The sequence below is a fragment of the Atlantibacter sp. MEI4A-1023 genome, assembly GCF_056155425.1.
Window position 1 is genome coordinate 540,385 of record NZ_CM149568.1, and the last position, 20,653, is coordinate 561,037.

The window sequence follows — 20,653 nt, forward strand, 5'->3', positions numbered from 1 at the left end:
AAGAAACAGAGTGATGTCGCTAAGGCGCTTCGTTGTGCTGAAAACACAAGTCACCGGAGAATTTGATAACCTACAAAGAGTTAACTTGTATTACTCGACTTGGGGTTATTTTCATCATTTCGACAATGATGGGGCGATGGAGCCGTGAACAGTCAAGTATTCACTGTTCACCAACCATTCACTGTATATTCATTTGAAAAAAAAGGAAATAATCGTAAGTGAACAGTGTGAACAGTTTTTTCAAAAAAGTTTTTTGTGTTCTGGTTTGGATCCGAACGACGGATCCAAACCAATAAAGATATTTTAAGTTTTTCTCCTTAAAGCAATATATTGATGATGAAACAGTCACAATGTATGTTTGGGGGCACAAAAGGGGGCATTTCAAAATTATCTGTTGAAATATTTTTTATATTTCATGGTGTTGCCTATTTTTTTGAGTCCGGCCTTCGCACCAAGTGATGCAAAGCAAGCTACCTGAGGGTGGCTTTTTTTGTAATTAACTTCCTCGAACTGTCTAATTTTTCTGACCTTTCTTTTCATCAAAAGCCAACTTTATACATCATGCATCGATCTATTGATGATACAGATTTATACCGACTTTAAGCTACTTACAGCGACATTATAAGAACGTTCGGCATTCTTTAACTTATCAATGTCGGCAGGCAACAGTGTTGAGCATTTAACACGTAACTGTTGGTAGCGATCATTCAACTCAGTGGTTCATTTCTTTGTTCTGTATCGTTTGCGATGCTCGTCGTTGCAGGTATTATGACCTGCCCCCAGGATTAGATACAACCTTCAGTTAGTAATGTCGGTTGGTTTTTCTTCATATTTCCCGTTTCGCCAGTCCGCTGCAAATTCAGCCGGAGTCTGGTAGTTCAGCGATGAATGTGGACGACACTCGTTATAATCCTGCCGCCAGTCATTAATCGTTTTCCTGGCGTGAACTATATCGCTGAACCAGTGCTCATTGAGGCACTCATCCCTGAATCGTCCGTTAAAACTTTCAATAAATCCGTTCTGTGTTGGCTTGCCCGGCTGGATAAGCCGCAGCTCCACCCCATGCTCATAAGCCCACTGGTCAAGTGCTCTGCAGGTAAACTCCGGCCCCTGGTCCGTTCTTATCGTCGCCGGATAGCCGCGAAACAGTGCAATGCTGTCCAGAATTCGCGTGACCTGAACGCCTGAAATCCCGAATGCGGCGGTAATCGTCAGACACTCCTTCGTGAAGTCGTCCACGCAGGTCAGGCACTTGATCCTGCGACCGGTGGCCAGCGCGTCCATGACAAAATCCATCGACCAGGTCAGGTTGGGCGCCTCCGGGCGGAGCAGCGGCAGACGTTCTGTTGCCAGCCCTTTACGACGTCGTCTGCGTTTTACGCCCAGCCCGTTAAGGTGGTAAAGGCGGTACACGCGCTTGTGATTAACATGAAGGCCTTCACGGCGCAGTAACTGCCAGATGCGTCGGTAGCCAAAACGCCTGCGCTCCAGTGCCAGCTCAGTGATACGCCCTGATAAATGCGCATCAGCAGCCGGTCGCTGAGCCTCATAGCGGCAGGTCGACAGGGACAAACCTGTAAGCCTGCAGGCACGACGTTGCGACAGACCGGTCGCATCACACATCAACACCACAGCTTCCCGCTTCTGGTCTGTCGTCAGTACTTTCGCCCCAGAGCCACCTGAAGCGCCTCCTTATCCAGCATGGCTTCAGCGAGCAGCTTCTTGAGGCGGGCGTTCTCTTCCTCAAGCGACTTCAGGCGCTTAACCTCGGGCACCTCCATACCGCCATACTTCTTACGCCAGGTGTAAAAGGTGGCGTCGGAAATGGCGTGCTTGCGGCAGAGCTCACGGGCAGAAACCCCGGCTTCGGCCTCTCGGAGAATACTGATGATCTGTTCTTCGGAAAAACGCTTCTTCATGGGGATGTCCTCATGTGGCTTATGAAGACATTACTAACATCGCGGTGTATTAATCAACGGGGAGCAGGTCAGCTCCCTTATTTTACTGCTTTAACCCTCACAAATACCCACCCACACTCCCATGCTAACTCGAATTAGTTTACAATTACCCCATTACTTCCCCTATGGAAAATGAAGGGTTTATGGCCAAAACCGTTGAACAAGTCGCCAAAGCGCTGGATATCTCCATCACCACTGTGCGCCTGGTGCTGGGAGGCAAAGCCGATCAGTACCGCATCAGCGCTAAAACGCAGCAGCGTATTAACGATTACATCGCTGAAAATGGCCTGGTCGTTAACCACATCGCCCGCAGCCTGAAGCTGAACAAAACCGAAACCTTAGGGCTGGTGGTTCCGCGTTTATCGAACCTGTTTTTCTCCACCCTCGCGGAAAAGCTCGAATCCTGCTGCCGTCAGGCGGGTTATCAGTTGATGATCGCCTGCACCTACAGCGACAGCGAGCATGAGAAAAGCCTGGTGGAAGGCCTGCTGGCGCGCAACGTTGACGGGATGTTCGTGGTGCCTTCGACGCGGGAAACCCAGTTGCACCACCAGAAGGTAGCGCGCAAGCGGCCGCTGGTGATCCTCGACCGCGACTTCGGGGAAGGCGAGACCTCGCTGGTAGTGAGCGATAACTACAACGGCAGCAAAAAGCTGGTGCAGGCCATGACCCAGGCGCTGGACGTGTCGCCGCTATTCTTTATCGCGGGCGATACCCAACAGCCCTCGATCCAGCGCCGTTTACAGGGTTACCTCAGCGAACTGCCCGCCGGGAAAGACTGGGTGCTCTCCGCGAACCACAACCGCCAGGAAGAGGGCAAACAGTTAATGCTCAACTTTCTCAAGCAGCACCGCGATCCGCCACAGGCATTTATCGCCTCGTCGCTGCCCATTCTTGAAGGGACGCTGAGCGGGTTGCGCGAAGCCTGCGGCTATATCCCGTCGGATATTTCTATCGGCACGTTCGATGAACATCAGATGCTCGGGTTCCTGCCTAATGCGGTATGGTCGATGCGCCAGGATGAAGATGCCTGGGCGCAGCATGCGTTTCACCTGATGCGCCAGAAACTCGACGGAGATACAACCCACGTCAAAATCACCGTGCCGATGACGTTGATTCACCGGCCGCTGTCCGTGGAAAGTCGCAAGGGATAAAGAGAGGCCGGGCGACCGAAATGGCCGCCCGGAAACGCAGTTAGATCAGTTCGTTGGCGAAGCGCGTAGCCAGTTCCGCATCCAGCTCCGGCGGCAGGCCGCTAATCCCCACGCCGGCAACCGCCAGGCCATCCACCATCACCGGTACGCCGCCGGGCATCGCCAGCAAATGCGCATCGTGAAAGATATCCAGCTTTAACGATCCCTGGCTGACTTCTTCCGCCAGCCGCGCCGTCGGGCGGCGAAAGCGCAACGCGCTCCAGGCCTTGCGCTGCGCCAGTTGGCGAGGCAGGGCGGGGCAGCGGGCGTGAGCGCCAAAGGCTATCAGCTCGCCATCCGTTCCCACTACCGCAACAGCCAGCCCGGCGGTATGTGGCTCCGCTTCCGTCTCCTTCAGGAAGCGCGCCAGCCGCTGGCAGACCGCGCTATCGTCCAGGCGTTGGGATGCGCAGACCAGGCTATCGGGCATCGGCGATATACCCCTGTAACCGCTGATGCAGCGCGTCCAGCTCCTCGCGCTGCGTCGCCGTCAGCGCCACAAACGGCTCGCGGGTCGGCCCGGTGTCCACCACGCCTTTGCCCGCCAGGTATTTCGCTGACTGGAATACGCCGCGCGCGACCAGGTTCTCCACTACCTCGTTAATCTGCTGCTGCAAACGCTGCGCTTTCGAGATGTCCCCTTGCTGGAACGCGTTACGCAGCGCAAGGAACAGCTCCGGTTGCAGGTTCACCGTGGTGCCGACGGTGGCGGTGGCCCCGGCGGAGAGGCTGGACAGGAAAATCTCGTCGAAGCCGTTAAAGAACACCTTATCCGGGTAACGGGCAATCATCCGCTCCAGCGAGTAGAGGTTATGCGAGGTGTGCTTAACGCCCAGCACCTGCTCGTCGCCCAGCAGCGCCTCGGCGGTCAGGCTGTCCAGTTCCACGCCGGTAAACTGCGGGATGTTATACAGGATCACCGGAATAGAGATGGCGTCCAGCACCCGCCGGTAGTAGGCGATAATCTCCTCGCGGCTGTATTTATAGTAGTAGGGCGGCACCAGCGATACCGCGCTGGCCCCGTCCTGTTCGGCGCTTTTCGCCAGCTCGACGGCGTCCTGGGTGCGCGGCGTGCCGACATGGGCGATCACCGGCACCTTACCCGCCGCCGCGCTCACCAGCGTCGACAGCACCTGTTTGCGCTCGTCGAAGCGCAGCAGCGGGCCCTCCCCGGAGGAGCCGCAGCAGTAAAAGCCTTCCACGCCGCGCGCCAGTTGCGCATGGGCCAGCGTCTCCAGCGCCGCGTAGTTGACGGATTCATCGGCGTGCATCGGCGTGATCACCGCCGAGATAATGCCGCGAAACGCCTGCCATTTTTCACTTACCATGCCGTCCAGCCTCCATCCACCGTTACGGTGGAGCCGGTCATATAGATTGATGCGTCGGAAAGCAGGAATACCACCGCGCCGTTGTACTCGTGGGGCTGTGCCATGCGGCCAATCGGAATGCGATCGGTGTAGTTTTTCTGGAAGCGCGGGTCCTGGTCGCTGCGCTCCACGCCGGAAAGCGTCAGGGTATTGACGCGAATGCCGTCGCGGCCCCAGTAAGTGGCGCAGTAGCGGGTGAAGTTATACAGCCCGGACTTGGCCGCCGCGTAGGCCACCGGTTTGACGAACGGAATGCCAGTGTCCTCTTTTTTATAGCTGTAGATGTCCTGCACCGGAGAGACCACCCCGTAGATCGAACCGACGTTGATGATCGAGCCGCCTTTCCCGGCCTGGCGCATCCGCTTGCCAACTTGCTGGGTCATCAGGAAGGTGCCGACCAGATTCACTTCCACCACGTCGCGGAACACCTCTTCCGGGAAGTCCTCGAACGGGCCGGAGACTTCCGGCGGCGCGCTTGGCTGGGTATCAACACCCGCGTTATTGACCAGCCCGTCCGGCACACCCCATTTGGCTTCAATCTTATCCAGCACTTGGTTGATGCTGGCTTTGTCGGTAATGTTGATCTCGGCGCACAGCAGACGGTCCGAATCTTTGATCGCCCCCAGCACGCGGTCCACGCGCGCGGCGTCAACGTGAGTCGCCAGCGCCGCCACCTTCGCGCCGCGCTCGTGCAGCGTCTTCACGTACTGCGCGCCAAGCTGCCCCAGGCCGCCGGTGACGATGATGATCTTGTCTTTTACCGAGAATAAGCTGTCTTCCATTGTTCTTTCCCCATCAATACGTTGTTAGATTTTGTGTGTGGCGAGGTAGTCACGATCGAGAATAATGCCGTGGCCTGGACGGTCACTCGGTACGTAGTAGCCGTCCTTCTCTTCGCCCGCTTCGGCGATGATGCGCAGATCCTTCCAGCGCCCGCCGTCGGTCATTTCGGCGTACGAGATATTCGGCACGGTGGCCAGCAGGCTGGCGCTCAGCTCCATGACAAAGTGCGGTGTCATCGGCAGGTTGTGGGCGCGGGCGACGGCAGCAATGTCGAGATAGCCGGTAATACCGCCCACCCGGCCCAGATCCGCCTGCACGTAATCTGCGCAGCCACTCTCAATATATTGCGTGAACTGGTTTACGTTATAGACATTTTCGCCCAGCGCGATCGGCGTGGTGCTGCGTTCGCGCAGTTTGAGGTGGCCGGTAATGTCGTCGGACGGCAGCGGCTCCTCAATCCACAACAGGTTCAGCGGCTCGAACAGTTTGAAGGCGCGCAATGCCTGCGGGAAATTCCAGCCCTGGTTGGCGTCCACTGCCAGCGGGAAGCCCGGCACCGCTTCCTGGATTTTACGCAGGCGTTCAACGTCTTCTTCCAGCGTCGGTTTGCCGACTTTTACTTTTGCCGCCAGATAGCCGGTGCTTTTCCAGCGTTTCACCTGGTCGATCACTTCGTCGAGGGAGAGATGCAGGTTGATGCCGCTGCCGTACAGCGGAACGCGGTCGCGCACCTTACCGATGATGTCAACAATCGGCGCATTCAGGGTTTTACCGAGCAAGTCCCAGTAGGCGATATCCAGCGCTGCGAGGGCGTGGGTGGTCACGCCCGCGCCGCCCACATCGTGAATGTATTTATACGAACGGTGCCACAGCCCGCGCGGCGACAGCGGCTGGCCGATGACGTCCGGAATAATTTCAGCAATCAACGCGGAGATGGTTTTACCGCACCAGCCGGAGGTGTGGCTGAAGCCGGTGCCGACGTGGCCGTTAGAGCCGTAGACATCGACAATCGCCACTTCGATATCGGTGACGTGGTGGATCTGGTCGCCCCACGGGCCTTCCGGTAGCGGAACGCGGGCGGTCATCAGTTCGATATTTTCGATTACGGGCATTTTGGTGCTGTTCATTATGGTCATCCTTCTTTCATGACCGTGGCCGCCTGGCGGCGCACGGTCGGGAGCGCGTTAGTTTTTTGAGGTTGAAACCGGGGACTGTTGCCCCTGCAACGTGATTTCCGGGCTGTCGGTATGCGGCTGGTCGTGCTCATCGCCCACCGAATGCCCGAACACTTCCGGCAGCAGGAAAATCGAGGCGAGGAAGGCGCAGAACGGTGCGATGGCGATAATCAGCGACGCCAGCGGTACGCCGAGCTTTTCAAACAGCGGCGGGAACACCAGGGTGGTGACGAACGCGGTCACCTTCACGATGGTGTAGCCGATGCCGGAAGCCACGCCGCGATAGCGCGGTTTCGCCACCAGCGAGATCACCGTCATGCCGCTTTCGGAATCCCAGTAGTGGCCCCAGAGCATCAGCGCCGCACCGAAGGTGATAAACCCGAAGCTGCTGGTGTAAACCCCCCACGACGAAATCGAAATCCCGATAGTGACCAGCAGGAAGCCGTACTTGCTCAGCCCCTTGTGGCCAAGTTTTGGCAGCAGCAGCGGGCCGACGAACGCCGACAGCGCGGCGATGCAGTTCACCGCCAGCAGGGCGAGGTTGTTCTGGATCTGCCCGGAGATGCCGACGGTGACGAGGATCAGCGGCAGGTAGAACGAAAACGCATAGTTTTCAAACGACTGCACCGCACAGGAGAACCAGCCGAACAGGGTGGTGCGGCGGGTGAACGGGCGGCGAAACAGGTCGTGCAACGTCTCTTTCAGCGTCGGGTGCGGGATCTGCACGTCTTCATTGGGGAGGATATCGTCCAGCAGCTTGCCGTCCTGCTCACCGTAGTATTCGCGGGACGCCTTTTTCGCGTCGATGAAACGGCCACGCTCCACGAACCAGGCCGGGGTTTCCGGCAGTTCGCGGCGCATAAACAGCAGCAGGCACGCCGGGATTGCCGGGACAGCCAGCACGATACGCCAGATCAGATCCGGGTGAACGTCGAGCGCCACCAGGCTGGTAACCAGCAGGATCGCGGCGATAATCCCCAGCGCGAACATAAATTGCCAGCGGTTGGCCATGACCTCGCGTTTGCCTTTCGGCATCACTTCCATGATGTAGGTAAAGCCGTTGGCGACGTCTGCGCCCACCGGGATCCCGGCGAGGCAGCGGATAATTGCCAGCCAGTACATGTCCGGTGCAAGGCCCTGCAACACCGCGAAAATCGCGAACAGGATCATCGACCACAGGAAGATAGTGCGGCGGCCTAATTTATCGGTCAGCCAGCCGCCGAGCAGGGCGCCGATCACCGCGCCCAGTTGGGTCCCGGCGGCGGTAAAGCCGAGCAGCCAGGCGCTCGGCTCATAAATATCTTTCAGGGCGAACAGAATATAGGCCATGGAATAGATATCCCATGACTCGATTAATAAAGCGGTGATCATCAGCCAGCCCGCTTTGGTACTGCCCGGGGCTTCCTGAGAATCGAGGCGTCTTTTGGCCTTCTGGATAATGAATTCAATATGTTGCTGCTGGTACATAAAATCCTCTCTTATCCGGGCGGCAAGATTGCGCGCCCGAACAGAAACCTGTCTATCCGCACCTGTGTTAAGGCGTCAGAGAAACGGGATGTTTGTCAGGATCGCTAACAACGTAAAAATCACATAAGCGAGTCAGTGTTACTGCACGAGCTGGTGGGCATCGCCTGCCAGATAAACCTGGATGTTTTGCGTCAGCGCCTGGGCGACAAAGGCCGTCAGCACCTCTGGCAACAGCGCTTCGTCGACATAGGCCAGGCTCAGGTGGTTACTCTGGTGGCCCGCCATTAAGTCGTCGCGGGTCACGCCGTCGAGCACCGCATTCAGCAGCGGCCATTCGTAGTTGGTGGACTTGCGGCGGCGCTCGAATTCCACTTCCGGGAGTTCCACCGCCGTACCGGTGCCGACGTGCAGGATCACCCGGGTGCCTTCATAGTGGGCGCGCGCCCAGATAAAGCGCCCGGCCTTGCCCTGGCCGGCGATGGTGGAACCGCCGTAGGGGAAGAACATCGGCGGCTGGCGGTAGCCGGTCGCGCCCGCGATGCCGCCTTTGAGATGGGCGAACGGGACGGCGCCGGAAATCTCCAGATCCCAGTAGAACGTGCCGTTGTAGTCGCTGCCCCAGCGGATATCGTGAAGGGTGGTTTCGCTTTCCAGACCCAGCGCGCCAAGCAGTTTCGCCAGCATCACCTGCGGGATGGCGCTGCCCATGTCCACTTCGTTGATGCACGGGATCGGCGCGTCGGGGCAGATGATCTCGCCCTGCTCATCCGGGATCGGGAAGCGCTCGCCGTTACCAATCGCCCCTTCGGCGAAATCGGACGCGGCGCAGCTGTCCTTCAGCCCCTGCTGATACTGCACGCCCACTGCCGACAGCCCGAAGCGCTTCACGAAACGCGCCATGGCGATCATCATTGCGCACTGTTCCAGCACCTGCTCGCGGGTGAGTTCTTCGGCGCTGTGGGTGCCAAAGTTAAAGCGCATCCCCCGGGTTTCATACCAGTCGAGGCAGGCCTCGCGCAGCGCCTGCGGCACGTTGTTCATCTCCACCAGCAGCGCCGACTGCGACAGCGACTCCACCGGGATGCCCACGTCGATCATGGCTTTCTGCGGGAAGACGCCATTGATCATCCCCATGCAGAAGGTGTCGAACAGGCCGACGATTGCTTTATGTTTGAGGATCGACTGGCCCACCTTCACACCAATCTGTCCGGCTTCGCTGGCCAGCAGCGGCGCGCTGGCCGGGACCGGGCGCAGGTAGCTGAGCTTGTGGCTGAGATGGCCGTCGCGCAGCCAGGTCTCCAGCCCACGCATAAATTTTTTGTCGTCGAAGGTTTCCGACCACAGGCGGGAGTAGTTGCGCTCAAGGCTGGTCAGGCTGCCCGCCATGCACAGCATGCCGACCAGCCCCGGCCAGGTGCCGTCGAAGTTGGCGAGCAGCAGGATCGGCCCGCGATGATGCACCAGCGACGGGGCGATATGATGGGAATATTGCCAGGCGGTGAGCAGCACAATCACCGGCGCGTCCGGGTCGATATGGGCGAACAGATCGCTGCCTTCTTTCTGGCTACTGATAAAACCGTGACCGCGGCTTTCATTCACCGGATGGGCGCGCCGCATGCGGTAACCCAACTTTTCCAGTGCCGCTTCAAGGCGCTGCTCAAAGGATTTTTGCGTCGGCCAGCAGGTGACGTTCGCCGGTTCGCGTAGGTCCGCATTGGTCACCATAAGGACTTCACCGGCTTGCGGCGTGATGATTTCTTGTTCCGCAGGTAGGGTTAAATTCAACATCGGAATGGCTCCTGTAGGGGTAGTCCAGCGTAGTGCTTAACGGCGCAAAACCCGGACTGAACCGACGTTTTCCCGCGCTAAGCCTCGATATTCCTGGTTAACTCTTATGGCTAACTCGAATTAGCAAATTAGGATAAAAAAAAGCCACTCTCAAATTTTTTGCCGGGGTTTTGTGATGACCATCAAAAATGTATTTTTATGTTATTGATTTATAAAGCGCATTTTTACTTGCGCTGGACTGTACGGAGACGAACCGCCTTATGGTGGCTAAACAGGTGCTCGCCGGGCCAGAAAAACGCGACGGCATAAAGAATTTTGAAATACATGAAATATTTTTTATATAACCGTATGAATATAAATGATTATATCAGGGGTTATTCACCGCTTATTGGCTGTGGTAGCACCGTGCGGGATGATAATTTAACCGATCCTGCTCACACTCTTCGCCGATCAACATTGAGAATATCCGTTGATTGCTATAATTAGCTAATTCGAGTTAGCTTGTGGGCGATTTTACCCGTCGCTATCGCCAGCCAGGCGCAGACCAATAACACAATAACAATCGCGGACAGAGGATTTAATGATGACTATGCTTACCTCGCCAGACATAACTTCTGTGAAAGACGAGCAGCTTGCTCTGCCGGCACAGGAAAGAAAAAAGCTGATCACCGTGCTGGGGTCCGGTTTATCCGGCACCACCATCGAGTTCTACGACTTCTTTATCTACGGCACGGCGGCGGCGCTGGTGTTTCCATCGCTGTTTTTCCCCAATCTGTCGCCGCTGATGGCGCTGCTGGTGTCGTTCCTGACGCTGTCGATAACCTTTGTCAGCCGCCCGATTGGTGCCATCGTGTTTGGTCACTATGGCGATAAGATTGGCCGTAAAAAATCGCTGGTGCTGTCGCTGATGATCATGGGGATTTCCACCTTCCTGATTGGCCTGATCCCGAGTTACGACACCATCGGCAACGCCGCGCCGCTGATCCTGATTTTCCTGCGCTTGTGCCAGGGCTTCGCCATTGGCGGGGAGTGGGGCGGGGCGACCACGCTTATCACTGAATACGCGCCGCGCAACCGTCGTGGGTTCTTCGGCACCTTTGTGCAACTGGGCAACGTGCTGGGGCTGTTTATCGCTACCGCCGTCTTTGCGCTGGTGGTGATGCTGCCGGAAGACGATTTAATGTCCTGGGGCTGGCGCGTGCCGTTCCTGCTGAGCATCGCGTTGCTGTTCGTCGGCATGTTTATCCGCTCGCGTATTGAAGAAACGCCGGTGTTCAAGGAAAACCAGAAACAGCGCCAGAACGCGCCAAAAGCTGCTGAACAGAAGTTTCCCATTCTGACGGTACTGAAGCATCACCGCCGGGCGGTATTCCTGGCGATGGGTATGCGCATGGGCGAGATCGTGCTGGGTTGGCTGACGGTGGCGTTCTTTATGTCTTACGTCACCCGCGAGCTTAACTTCACCCGCGAAACGGCGCTCAACGGCCTGTTGCTGGCGAGCTTCGTCGGCATCTTCACCTTCCCGTTCTTCGGCTGGCTGTCTGATAAAATCGGCCGCCGCCCGGTTTATCTCGCCGGTGCCACGATTACCCTGATTTTCGCTTTCCCGCTGTTCTGGATGATTGATTCCGGCTCGGTGAAGATGTTTATGTTCGCCACCACCTTCTGCTATTCAGTAGGGCTGGGAATGATGTTCAGCGTCCAGCCGGCTTTTTTCTCGGAACTGTTTGATACCAGCGTGCGTTATACCGGCGTGTCGCTCGGCTTCCAGTTGGCGAATATCGTCGGCGGGTTGACTCCGATGATTGGTACGCTGCTGATTGCCTGGTCCGGCGGGCAGTCGTGGCCGATTTCCCTGTTCCTGGCCTGTATGGCGCTGATTACTATCGCGTGCGTGTGCGTGACCAGGGAAAGTTATAACGATGAGTTAAATGAAGTGAAATAAAAGCCTGGCCCCCTGCGAATAAAGCAGGGGGCGGTATACCTGAATCTTTCATGGCTATACGTTTCGGTCGCCAGAAATCTTATTCAGTAAACTGTCCCAGCTTTCCACCCTTAAGGGTAGAGAGGTGTTCCTCTCAAGATTATGGCGCTCAATGCTCTCTTCCAGATCGTTTTTCGAACGGCCAGCAATCACGATCATCCTGATATTGATATCCTTCTTAGGGTCGACAAGTAATTTCCCCTTTGGCCCGCAAAACGCCTTGTGACCATGACTACCGGTTTCCACCGCCTTACAAATTTCATGAAAGTATTCCCGGAATTTGGGGTAATCCCTGATGATGGTGCCCTCTCTTCCTCTGACCTGCTGGAGCGCTTCATTGGTTTTGTAGGAAAAATTGCGATAACCCGTTGAGCCCATCAAATCAAAGTTTGCGCCTTTGATTTCGATAAGCGTGACATCCATGCGCGATCGACCGGAAAAAATTGCATAATCCACAAATCCCTCTTCAATTTTAAGCTCGGGAACGACGATGTATTCTTCGGAGGGGTAAGCGTAAAGATCAGCGAAAAAGGCGAGATCGCGTTTAAAAAACGTGGCTAACTCTTTTTCACTGGGGGCACCGGATAAAAAAGCCGCTAATTCGGTTTTAGTAATCGCATTGTCTTTGATTTTGTAGCGTCGGGATAACACGCCATAATTTTCAATATATGTGTCTTTGGTAAACGGGCGTATCAGATGATGGAGTTGCTCAAGCTGGTTGAAGAGGCGCTTATTTTTGAGCGTTTTATCCAGTAATGCCTGGCGCGAGCAGCCTAGTAACTCGCTCACCTTGTCAAGAGTGCTATCGTGCCATTCGGCAGAGCCGTTGCGTCCAAAGGTCACTATTTCAAACGAGCCATAGCCCGATACTCTATCCTCATCATGGGTAATGATTATCGTGCTTTCGGATATATATCCTTTCTCAATAAGCTGTTCTTTAATATTTTCGATAAAGTTAATCACACTGGCGGGGCTGTATTTACTGTCCACATCTGTTATCAGCGCATACATGTTTTGCTTATTTACGAAGAGTCGGACCCGGCATAAGTTATCTGTTCGCGTCATATTAGCCGGGGTAAATTGAAATATAAAATCGCTGGTTTTCATTTCTTTCCTTATTCCCTTGCTCCTGGGTGGCGACTGGATGACTATACGCGGCTTTCCCGCAGTCTATCTACCCCCCTCCTGCGCCCTGCATCCAACCCGGCACCTGCGACAGCAGCCACAGCACCAGCCCAATACAGCCGCCCACCAGCGTCCCGTTGATGCGGATAAACTGCAAATCTTTACCGATGTTCAGCTCAATCTGGCGCGACATGTCCCGCGCGTCCCAGCTTTTCACCGTGTCGCTGATGTGACGGGTTAAAAACGCGGCGAAGTCCGGCGCAACGCGGGTCGCGGCCTGTTCCATATGTTCGTTGAGCGAGTTGCGCAGCGCGTTGTCCGCTACCAGCGTTTCGCCAAACCACTGCCCGGCCTCGGCGATGCGTCGCTGAATGCGCGAATCCTCTGACTGCATATCCGCCTTCAGCCACTGGCGCAGGTCGCCCCACAGTTCGCCGAGATAGCGGTTAAACGCGTCATCATTCTTCAGGTAGCGCTTGATGTTATTGGCTTTCTCGGCCATCTCCGGGTCGCTTGTGAGATTGTCGATAAGCTTCAGCGTGGCGCGATCGAAGGCTTTGCGGATCTGATGCCCGCGATCCTCGCTGATATCATCCAGCAGTGAATTCACCGCATCGGACACCAGCTCCGCGCTGTGCTCGCCTAACCACTCGGTGGGTAAAATTTTGGCTTTCAGCGGATGCTCCGTCTCCAGCCAGTGGACAATCTGCCGGGCAATAAAATCACGGGTTTTGTCACGCTGGAGCAGGGCGATCAGCTGCGTAATCAGCGAATCCAGCAGCTGTTGGTGGCGATCGTTTTTGGTCATGCTTTCCAGCATCAAAGCGCTGGTACCGGTGAGGTCGACTTTATCTATCGCCTTATGCACGGCACGGCGAAGCAGGCCCTGGATCCGCGAGTCGTCGGTCAGTTCCAGGAAGCCGCTCATCCCCTGGATCAGATACCCGCCGACCCGCTGGGCATTCTCCGGCTGGCTGAACCATTTACCGATCAGCATCGCGGGTTCATGGCGATGAATAAGCGTAACCAGCGACTGAGTATCAAGGAATTTCTCTTCGACAAAGCGCCCGAGGTTTTCGCCAATCCGGTCTTTATTGCGCGGGATAATCGCGGTATGCCGCGAGATAAACGGCAGCGGCACGCGGCGAAACAGCGCTACTACGGCGAACCAGTCGGCCAGCGCACCGACCATCGCCGCCTCAGAAATGGCTTTTAGCCCGCTCACCCACGGGCTGGGCGGCAGGAACAGGGTGGTGACAAAGATTGCTGCGGCAATCAGCAGCAGCGACAGCGCCAGCAGCTTGGCGCGCTTGAGTTCAGCTAATTTTTCCATCAGATAAGCATAGAGGCGATGCGCGGGATGGGGTAGGGGAAAAGGTTTAAACAGTGGGCAGGCAAATTGATAGAAATATATAGCTACGGTAGTGCCACCTGCGAAGAAAGTGATCAGGGTCTAATTTGTCAGGTATATTCCTGCAATCAATCATTCTTTTTTACTCGTCAGACGTAGCATGTAATAAAGGTATTGATTAATTGAATGTTTTACTGAAATCATTAATAGCTCTAATCCTCAGTAGAATGTTACTAAAAATTTAATTTATAAAATTATGGCCGAGATCTCATATTGTTAATTAACAGAAGATTAGTGTGCTCATCAGGAATTTAAAACCAAAGGAGTGGTAGATGGATACTGTTGAAGAACTAAATGCTTCTGGGAGGGATAAACAATCAAACAACGCGGACAAAACCGCGCGATGCGATTGAAGGTACATCGATAATTTCTAAGAAGGTCAGAAAATTTTTTGGAAATAAAATGTTTCCTTTTGGTATAAAATTACCTACCTGGATTGGCGGTTACACACCATGGACAGTGAAAAGAAAAATCGTAAGAAAAATTGGTACCTTTGTTGGTCGCACTATTCCACTTATAGGTGAGGTGATTTTACTGGGTGATGTATTTAAAATTACATATTCCTCTATTCGTGATTATAACCGAATTGTCAGGGGTGGCGATAAAATATGGTAAATAATATTGAAACGCGCGTTATTGCATTGGTTACTCGTTATAGCGGTGTGTATATATTCAGGAAAAAGAAATATGATGACTATACAGCATCTTCAAGTCTCCATTTCGATGTAAAGCTTGATGTCGATGAAGCGGAAGAATTAATGGAAGAGTTTTTCTCAGAGTTTGATGTAGAGCGGGAAAAATTCAATATTGAAACCTACTATCCCGACGTGCCAATTTCGTGGAATCCATTTAAGAAGAAAATAATCGATGTGCCAGATTTTACCATTGGTATGTTAATAGAATCTGCAAGGGCAGGAAAATGGTTATATAATTAATCACCAGCAAGGAGCATAAATCATGGCTGTACCAGTACATTTATTTTTAACCGATGATGGCGGGGCCACTATCCGTGGATCTTCAGATGTTGCAGGACGAGAAGGCAGTATAGAATTACGCACTGTACACCATAACTTAACTATTCCCACCGATTCTGCAACAGGGAAAGTGACTGGAACCAGGCAACATGGTCCTTTCCAGTTTTCAAAAGATATAGATAGTGCTTCACCTTATCTTTATAAAGCAGCGGCCACAGGGCAAATTTTAAAAAGCGCAGAGATTAGGTGGTACAACATTAATGATGCCGGTCAGGAAGTGGAATATTTTAGAATCACGATGGAAGCTGTAAAAGTGATATCAATCAGTCCACTCATGCACGATACGCGAGGTTGTCCTGGTACTGGACATTTAGAGGATGTCGCGCTTAGTTACGAGAAAATTACCTGGTTGTATAAAGATGGCAATCTCACCTTCACGGATGCGTGGAATGAACGTCCAACAGCCTGATGATGGGGGCTTGTGGCCCCCATCCCTCGCCTGGAAAATATATTCATAATCTGGATAATGGTCGGGCAGGTTTTATTTCTTTTCATTTCTGTACTCTCTCAGTTTCCCCAACGCAAAACCCCCAAACCCCAACCCCCGTCACACCCAAACGGTTAAATTTTGACCATAATAACCGTGGGGTTTCACACCACACGCAAAAGGAGGTTGTATGTCCAGAACGATCTTAGTCCCTATCGATATCTCTGAGATGCAGCTGACGACGCAGGTTATTCCCCATGTTCAGGAATATGCCGGGCGGGAGGTTGCGATGATCCACTTTCTGGCCGTGATCCCGGACCATAGTTATTTTGCCGCCTATGGCCTGGAATACACCACCATCGCGCCGGAACGCTCGCAGCGGGAAGCCAATGCGCTGGAAACGCTAAATGAGTTGATCGTCCAGTTCAAACTGCCGGAGGGCCGCGTTAAAACCCACGTGTGTAGCGGCGCGCCGAAGGATCATATCCTGCGGGTGGCGGATCAGATCAACGCCGATCTGATTATCCTCGCCTCGCACCGTCCCAGCATGAGTACGTATCTGTTAGGCTCTAATGCCGCAGCGGTGGTGCGGCACGCCAAATGCTCGGTGCTGGTGGTTCGCTAATCGATCAAGCCCACTGCGGTGGGCTTTTTACCGGCGGTCTAATCCCATTGCGCTTACCGGATCGAACAGCGACAGACTTTCGATTTGCTCCAGCAAAATCACTTTGCGAAACGACAGCGCAGACTTCGGCTCCGTAGTCAGTGTTATCTCGTGCTCTGCGTACCAGGCGCTGTAGTTGTGCTCCACCACAAATTCCCCGTTTTCCCGGGAGCGGTAACCGCTCAGGAACGGGATCAGTACGATATTGTTGCCCGGACTGCTGCTGTCGAACGACGCGGTGTGCACCATCCCGACGTACACGCGCTGCGATTTGAGCATCACAAACGCCAGTTCACCTTCTTCCATGCACTGGTACAGCAAACCCTCCAGCCCGTTGGCGCGGGTTAGCTGCTTGTAGAGCGAGCGGCGGCCACCGCTGTCGAGCCGCGCGCTGCGCGCCCAGTTGGAGCGATACAGGCAAAACAGCACCGCAAAACTCAGCATGATCACCACCGGCGCCTGAATGCCCAGAAAGCTCCAGTTAATAAACTCCATCTGGTAGCGGTGCGCTTCCGTGCCGAAATACTGCGGCAGTTCGTTCATCGTCAACGAAGCCAGCAGTAAAATTAGCCACACGGCGGCGGTGGCAATCAGCCCCTGCAACACAAAGATGCAGCCGTACAGCGCCACCAGGAAGTAAACATCCCAGCCGAAGGTGCGTTTGTATTTCAGGCGCGTCGACAGGTCGCGGCTGGCGTACCAGTAGCCGCAGACCATCAGCACCATAAAGATCGCGGTTCCCATCTCAGGCCCGCTTTAGCGTTTCAACGTGGCGTTCAAAGTCCTGTTGAACCTGGACGCAGTGGATGTTCACCATAGCGTTGCCGTCGCCATCGATAATAATACGTTCACCGTCGTCGATGGCATCCTGGACGTCACCCTGGCTGATGACTTGCAGAAGTTTTTCGGGGCTTGAGAATAGAGATGGCAGCAGTTTCATGAATTTTCCTCCTGGCTACAGTGTAGAAAGTCTGCACGAAAGCCGCGGCGGATGTTTCCGAAACCCGCGCTACGCCAGCGCCGCCTCGCGCGCTCTGACCCGTTTTAACAACCCGGCCAGGAGGAAAACCACAATCACGCCCGCCACTACCGACAGGGTGTGGAACGCTAGCCGTCCGCCCGCGTGGAAGTAAATCCAGCGTGCCGCTTCCACCGCCGCCGCGCTGGTACTCAGCACCACAATATTCAGCGACGCGGAAACCGTGCCTTTTGGCAAGTCGTTGGAAAACAGGGTAAAGCGGTACAGCGTCGGGAAAATCAGCCCGATCCCGAAGGCGTAAAAGCTGGTGCCGAGTACCGACCACAGCCAGACGTGCGGGAACAGGATATTGCCGACGATCATCAGCGCCAGCCCGGTGAGTTGGATCGGGATCGCACTCCACATAAAGCGCGGCGTGGTGGGGTCTTTAATAAATTTCACTACCAGCATATTGGCGACGATCACCGCGCCGAAAATCGGCACCTGAGTCCAGGCGTACTGCGAGGTGCTCAGCCCGCCGTCGTCGATCAGAATCACCGGCGATACCGCCACCCAGGTCATCAGCGGGATATAGCTTAAGGACAGCGTAGCCGCGCCGGTCAGGAAGATGCGGTTGCGGAACACGTTCTTAAAATCCTGCCATACGCTTGCTACGCGAAACGGCGCGCCGCGTTCTTTTATGGTCTCTGGCATGCTGAACAACAGGCCCAGCCAGGCGATGAACCCCATCACCGCAATCACGCCAAACAGCACTTTCCAGTGGACAAACTGCATCAGCGCCGCGCCGGACAGCGGGCCAACTACCGGGGCCACAAGCACTACCGAGGTGATAATCGCCATCAACTTAATGGATTTGGTTTGGCCGTAGGCTTCCTGCACCGTCACATAACCCACGGTGGCGATAAAACAGATGCTGGTGCCCTGAATAAAGCGCGCCGCGAGAAACTGTTCCATCGAGGTGGCGAACAGCGTGGCGGTACAGGCAAGGGTGAAGATCAGCGCGCCGGTAAGCAGCACCGGGCGGCGGCCAATCCGGTCCGACAGCGGCCCGAGCAGCCACTGCAACGCCATGCCGCCCGCCATATACAGGCTGACAGACGCCGGAGCCAGGCTGACGTCGGCGTCAAATTCCCGCACCACGTGGATGATCCCCGGTTGGATCATATCGGTGGTGAGATAGGCGGCGAAATCATACAAAATGAGCGCCATCGGGAAGAAAAGCGAGCTGGCGTGCCGGGCCCAAAACGCGGAATTCCATTGCATACTGTCTTTCTCCTTGCTGACGGATCCTCGCTACAGTGTAGCCATAAGCAAATTGTTGTATATTGTAAACCCTATGCTGTCTGCTTTATGACAATACAAAAGGATACATAACGTGAATCCGCCGGATACCTCAAGTGCCAAACCCCTGTACAAGCAGCTTGAAGAAGCCCTGAAAGCGGCGATCTTAAGTGGCGAGTACCAGCCGGGGCAGCAGATCCCCACCGAAAACGATCTCAGCGCCAGCTGGCAGGTCAGCCGCGTGACGGTGCGTAAAGCGCTGGATGCCCTGACCCGGGAAAACTTTCTGACCCGCGTATCGGGCAAAGGCACATTCGTTTCCGGCGAGAAGTTCCAGCGCAGCATGACCGGCATTATGAGCTTCAGCGAGCTGTGCCGCTCACAGGGCCGCCGCCCCGGTTCGCGCACGATCAAATCGGTGTTTGAAGATTGCGATGAAGATACCCGCGCCAAACTGAACATCTCCAATGGAGAAAAAGCGGTGGTCATTGAGCGTATCCGCTATGCCGACGATGTACCCGTCTCGCTGGAAACCGTGTGGTTTCCCCCGCAGTTCGCCGCTTTGCTGAATGAAGATCTTAACAGCCACTCCCTGTACGACACCCTGCGCGACAAACATGGCCTGTGGTTTACCCACTCCAGCAAAACCATCGAGCTGGTGTACGCCAGTTTTGAAGTGGCCCACTACCTCGGTGTGGCCAACCGTTATCCGCTGATCTCAATCAAAAGTGAGATGATTGATAACAAAGGCGAAATGTCCTGCATTTCTCATCAGTTGATCGTCGGCGACAAACTGCGTTTTACCGTCTGACCCCCATTTTTCATCGTTGATCGCTACGCCGTTACAGCGTAAATCGGGATCTGCATCGCGGATCCCGATTTTTTTGTAGGGGCACTCGTTGATCTAAATGTATGCTAATGTTATATATCAATAACAATACATTTAGATACATTGATTGGCGCGCGGCTGTCACGCGGTTAACGTCAGAAACGACCCAAGGGGAAAAGTGATGAGTATTAAAGAAATCATTAGCGGCATCGTTGAAAGCAAAGCAGAAAAGGGCGGGATCACGCACGTGTACTACGTTGCCTGCGGCGGCTCGTATGCGGCGTTTTACCCGGCGAAAGCCTTCCTGGAAAAAGAAGCCACTAAAGTCACCGTCGGGTTGTACAACAGCGGCGAATTTATCAATAACCCGCCGGTGGCGCTGGGCGAAAACGCGGTTGTGGTAGTGGCGTCTCACAAAGGCAACACCCCGGAAACCATCAAAGCGGCAGAGCTGGCCCAGAGCCGTGGCGTGCCGGTTATCGGCCTGACCTGGGTGACCGACTCCCCGCTGGTGGCCCACTGCGATTTTGTAGAAACCTACAGCTTTGGCGACGGCAAAGACATCGCCGAAGAGAAAACCCTCAAGGGCCTGCTCACTGCGGTAGAAATCCTCAACCAGACCGAAGGCTACGCCCATTACGACGATTTCCAGGACGGCCTGAGCAAAATCAACCGCATCGTGTACCGCGCGTGGGATCATTTGCAGAACCGCGCCCAGGCGTTCGCCCAGGAATATAAAGACGACAAAGTTATCTACACCATGGCGAGCGGTGCGGGTTACGGCGCGGCTTATTTGCAGAGCATCTGTATCTTTATGGAAATGCAGTGGATCCACTCTGCCTGCATCCACAGCGGCGAGTTCTTCCACGGCCCGTTTGAAATCACCGATGCCAACACGCCGTTCTTCTTCCAGTTCTCCGAAGGCAGCACCCGCGCGGTGGATGAGCGCGCCCTGAACTTCCTGAAAAAATATGGCCGCCGCATCGAAGTGGTGGATGCCAAAGAGCTGGGCCTCTCCACCATCAAACCGACGGTGATCGATTACTTCAACCATTCCTTGTTCAACAACGTTTACCCGGTTTATAACCGTGCGCTGGCCGACATTCGCCAGCATCCGTTAACGACCCGCCGCTATATGTGGAAGGTCGAATATTAATCACGCCAGGATTTGACGCAGGGGCAGGGACG

19 protein-coding genes and 1 pseudogene are annotated in these 20,653 nt (G+C 54.8%); 8 read left to right on the plus strand and 12 right to left on the minus strand.

Features of this window, described 5'->3' with window-relative positions:
- Window positions 1–798: 798 nt before the first annotated feature.
- Window positions 799–1,919, minus strand: a protein-coding gene (locus tag ACVV26_RS02670; RefSeq protein WP_105580531.1) for an IS3 family transposase whose coding sequence is annotated in 2 segments (ribosomal slippage) — window positions 799–1,661 and window positions 1,661–1,919 — 1,122 coding nt in all. Because the reading frame shifts where the segments join, the coding sequence is not laid out codon by codon here.
- Window positions 1,920–2,101: 182 nt separating this feature from the next.
- On the opposite strand from ACVV26_RS02670, the gene ACVV26_RS02675 reads away from it, so the two are divergent.
- Window positions 2,102–3,112, plus strand: a complete 1,011-nt coding sequence (locus ACVV26_RS02675) for a LacI family DNA-binding transcriptional regulator (RefSeq protein WP_474799833.1) — start codon at window positions 2,102–2,104, stop codon at window positions 3,110–3,112.
- A gap of 40 nt (window positions 3,113–3,152) precedes the next feature.
- On the opposite strand, the gene ACVV26_RS02680 is transcribed toward ACVV26_RS02675, so the two are convergent.
- From ACVV26_RS02680 to ACVV26_RS02705, 6 genes are all read right to left on the minus strand, one after another.
- Entirely contained in the window at window positions 3,153–3,581 is a 429-nt protein-coding gene (locus ACVV26_RS02680; protein WP_474799834.1) for a GlcG/HbpS family heme-binding protein, read from the minus strand.
- Window positions 3,571–4,479 carry a dihydrodipicolinate synthase family protein gene (locus ACVV26_RS02685; protein ID WP_474799835.1) on the minus strand — a complete coding sequence of 303 codons (909 nt, stop codon included), beginning with the start codon at window positions 4,477–4,479 and terminating at the stop codon, window positions 3,571–3,573. The genes ACVV26_RS02680 and ACVV26_RS02685 overlap by 11 nt, the downstream gene beginning before the upstream one ends.
- Window positions 4,473–5,300 carry an SDR family oxidoreductase gene (locus ACVV26_RS02690; protein WP_474799836.1) on the minus strand — a complete coding sequence of 276 codons (828 nt, stop codon included), beginning with the start codon at window positions 5,298–5,300 and terminating at the stop codon, window positions 4,473–4,475. Before ACVV26_RS02690 ends, ACVV26_RS02685 begins: the two co-directional genes overlap by 7 nt.
- 24 nt (window positions 5,301–5,324) lie before the next feature.
- Window positions 5,325–6,428 carry a mandelate racemase/muconate lactonizing enzyme family protein gene (locus ACVV26_RS02695; RefSeq protein WP_474799837.1) on the minus strand — a complete coding sequence of 368 codons (1,104 nt, stop codon included), beginning with the start codon at window positions 6,426–6,428 and terminating at the stop codon, window positions 5,325–5,327.
- 57 nt (window positions 6,429–6,485) lie between these two features.
- On the minus strand, window positions 6,486–7,943 hold the full coding sequence (locus tag ACVV26_RS02700; protein ID WP_474799838.1) for an MFS transporter: 1,458 nt from the start codon (window positions 7,941–7,943) through the stop codon (window positions 6,486–6,488).
- A gap of 138 nt (window positions 7,944–8,081) precedes the next feature.
- Window positions 8,082–9,731, minus strand: coding sequence for a signal transduction protein (locus tag ACVV26_RS02705; protein ID WP_474799839.1), 1,650 nt, complete (start codon window positions 9,729–9,731; stop codon window positions 8,082–8,084).
- Between the two features lie 583 nt (window positions 9,732–10,314).
- Here ACVV26_RS02705 and ACVV26_RS02710 point away from each other — a divergent pair.
- Complete coding sequence (locus tag ACVV26_RS02710; protein WP_312982906.1) at window positions 10,315–11,676, plus strand: MFS transporter; 1,362 nt, start codon at window positions 10,315–10,317, stop codon at window positions 11,674–11,676.
- A 54-nt stretch (window positions 11,677–11,730) separates the two neighbouring features.
- Here ACVV26_RS02710 and ACVV26_RS02715 read toward each other — a convergent pair whose 3' ends face one another.
- Both ACVV26_RS02715 and ACVV26_RS02720 read right to left on the minus strand, forming a co-directional pair.
- Entirely contained in the window at window positions 11,731–12,822 is a 1,092-nt protein-coding gene (locus ACVV26_RS02715) for a Shedu anti-phage system protein SduA domain-containing protein (RefSeq protein ID WP_474799840.1), read from the minus strand.
- A gap of 67 nt (window positions 12,823–12,889) precedes the next feature.
- The gene (locus ACVV26_RS02720) at window positions 12,890–14,173 is read right to left on the minus strand and encodes a DUF445 domain-containing protein (protein WP_474799841.1); all 1,284 of its coding nucleotides are present in this window, start codon (window positions 14,171–14,173) and stop codon (window positions 12,890–12,892) included.
- A gap of 375 nt (window positions 14,174–14,548) precedes the next feature.
- Between ACVV26_RS02720 and ACVV26_RS02725 the strand changes: the two are divergent.
- The 4 genes and pseudogenes from ACVV26_RS02725 to uspF all read left to right on the plus strand — a co-directional run.
- Window positions 14,549–14,866, plus strand: a pseudogene (locus ACVV26_RS02725) (STM2901 family protein); the annotation flags it as partial.
- Window positions 14,860–15,186, plus strand: coding sequence for a DUF1493 family protein (locus ACVV26_RS02730; protein ID WP_474799842.1), 327 nt, complete (start codon window positions 14,860–14,862; stop codon window positions 15,184–15,186). The pseudogene ACVV26_RS02725 and the gene ACVV26_RS02730, both read left to right, overlap by 7 nt.
- Window positions 15,187–15,208: 22 nt before the next feature.
- Window positions 15,209–15,694, plus strand: a complete 486-nt coding sequence (locus ACVV26_RS02735) for an Hcp family type VI secretion system effector (protein ID WP_474799843.1) — start codon at window positions 15,209–15,211, stop codon at window positions 15,692–15,694.
- A gap of 208 nt (window positions 15,695–15,902) precedes the next feature.
- Window positions 15,903–16,337 carry a universal stress protein UspF gene (uspF, locus tag ACVV26_RS02740; RefSeq protein WP_474799845.1) on the plus strand — a complete coding sequence of 145 codons (435 nt, stop codon included), beginning with the start codon at window positions 15,903–15,905 and terminating at the stop codon, window positions 16,335–16,337.
- Between the two features lie 27 nt (window positions 16,338–16,364).
- On the opposite strand, the gene ACVV26_RS02745 is transcribed toward uspF, so the two are convergent.
- The 3 genes from ACVV26_RS02745 to mdtM form a co-directional block, all read right to left on the minus strand.
- The gene (locus ACVV26_RS02745) at window positions 16,365–17,120 is read right to left on the minus strand and encodes a hypothetical protein (RefSeq protein ID WP_312982875.1); all 756 of its coding nucleotides are present in this window, start codon (window positions 17,118–17,120) and stop codon (window positions 16,365–16,367) included.
- A gap of 1 nt (window position 17,121) precedes the next feature.
- Complete coding sequence (locus ACVV26_RS02750; RefSeq protein ID WP_312982874.1) at window positions 17,122–17,316, minus strand: hypothetical protein; 195 nt, start codon at window positions 17,314–17,316, stop codon at window positions 17,122–17,124.
- 69 nt (window positions 17,317–17,385) lie between these two features.
- Window positions 17,386–18,618, minus strand: coding sequence for a multidrug efflux MFS transporter MdtM (gene mdtM / locus ACVV26_RS02755; protein ID WP_474799846.1), 1,233 nt, complete (start codon window positions 18,616–18,618; stop codon window positions 17,386–17,388).
- A gap of 112 nt (window positions 18,619–18,730) precedes the next feature.
- Here mdtM and ACVV26_RS02760 point away from each other — a divergent pair, with 112 nt between their 5' ends.
- Both ACVV26_RS02760 and fraB read left to right on the plus strand, forming a co-directional pair.
- A complete protein-coding gene (locus ACVV26_RS02760) occupies window positions 18,731–19,447 on the plus strand; it encodes a GntR family transcriptional regulator (RefSeq protein WP_474799847.1) in 717 nt (238 codons plus the stop codon).
- A 196-nt stretch (window positions 19,448–19,643) separates the two neighbouring features.
- Window positions 19,644–20,621, plus strand: coding sequence for a 6-phosphofructose-aspartate deglycase (fraB, locus tag ACVV26_RS02765; protein ID WP_474799848.1), 978 nt, complete (start codon window positions 19,644–19,646; stop codon window positions 20,619–20,621).
- Window positions 20,622–20,653: the final 32 nt, after the last annotated feature.

What these genes read in the sequence shown, in the direction of transcription:
- ACVV26_RS02675 (WP_474799833.1), top strand. Translation starts at nt 2,102, where the DNA reads ATGGCCAAAACCGTTGAACAAGTCGCCAAAGCGCTGGATATCTCCATC.
- ACVV26_RS02680 (WP_474799834.1), bottom strand. Translation starts at nt 3,581, where the DNA reads ATGCCCGATAGCCTGGTCTGCGCATCCCAACGCCTGGACGATAGCGCG.
- ACVV26_RS02685 (WP_474799835.1), bottom strand. Translation starts at nt 4,479, where the DNA reads ATGGTAAGTGAAAAATGGCAGGCGTTTCGCGGCATTATCTCGGCGGTG.
- ACVV26_RS02690 (WP_474799836.1), bottom strand. Translation starts at nt 5,300, where the DNA reads ATGGAAGACAGCTTATTCTCGGTAAAAGACAAGATCATCATCGTCACC.
- ACVV26_RS02695 (WP_474799837.1), bottom strand. Translation starts at nt 6,428, where the DNA reads ATGAACAGCACCAAAATGCCCGTAATCGAAAATATCGAACTGATGACC.
- ACVV26_RS02700 (WP_474799838.1), bottom strand. Translation starts at nt 7,943, where the DNA reads ATGTACCAGCAGCAACATATTGAATTCATTATCCAGAAGGCCAAAAGA.
- ACVV26_RS02705 (WP_474799839.1), bottom strand. Translation starts at nt 9,731, where the DNA reads ATGTTGAATTTAACCCTACCTGCGGAACAAGAAATCATCACGCCGCAA.
- ACVV26_RS02710 (WP_312982906.1), top strand. Translation starts at nt 10,315, where the DNA reads ATGACTATGCTTACCTCGCCAGACATAACTTCTGTGAAAGACGAGCAG.
- ACVV26_RS02715 (WP_474799840.1), bottom strand. Translation starts at nt 12,822, where the DNA reads ATGAAAACCAGCGATTTTATATTTCAATTTACCCCGGCTAATATGACG.
- ACVV26_RS02720 (WP_474799841.1), bottom strand. Translation starts at nt 14,173, where the DNA reads ATGGAAAAATTAGCTGAACTCAAGCGCGCCAAGCTGCTGGCGCTGTCG.
- ACVV26_RS02730 (WP_474799842.1), top strand. Translation starts at nt 14,860, where the DNA reads ATGGTAAATAATATTGAAACGCGCGTTATTGCATTGGTTACTCGTTAT.
- ACVV26_RS02735 (WP_474799843.1), top strand. Translation starts at nt 15,209, where the DNA reads ATGGCTGTACCAGTACATTTATTTTTAACCGATGATGGCGGGGCCACT.
- uspF (WP_474799845.1), top strand. Translation starts at nt 15,903, where the DNA reads ATGTCCAGAACGATCTTAGTCCCTATCGATATCTCTGAGATGCAGCTG.
- ACVV26_RS02745 (WP_312982875.1), bottom strand. Translation starts at nt 17,120, where the DNA reads ATGGGAACCGCGATCTTTATGGTGCTGATGGTCTGCGGCTACTGGTAC.
- ACVV26_RS02750 (WP_312982874.1), bottom strand. Translation starts at nt 17,316, where the DNA reads ATGAAACTGCTGCCATCTCTATTCTCAAGCCCCGAAAAACTTCTGCAA.
- mdtM (WP_474799846.1), bottom strand. Translation starts at nt 18,618, where the DNA reads ATGCAATGGAATTCCGCGTTTTGGGCCCGGCACGCCAGCTCGCTTTTC.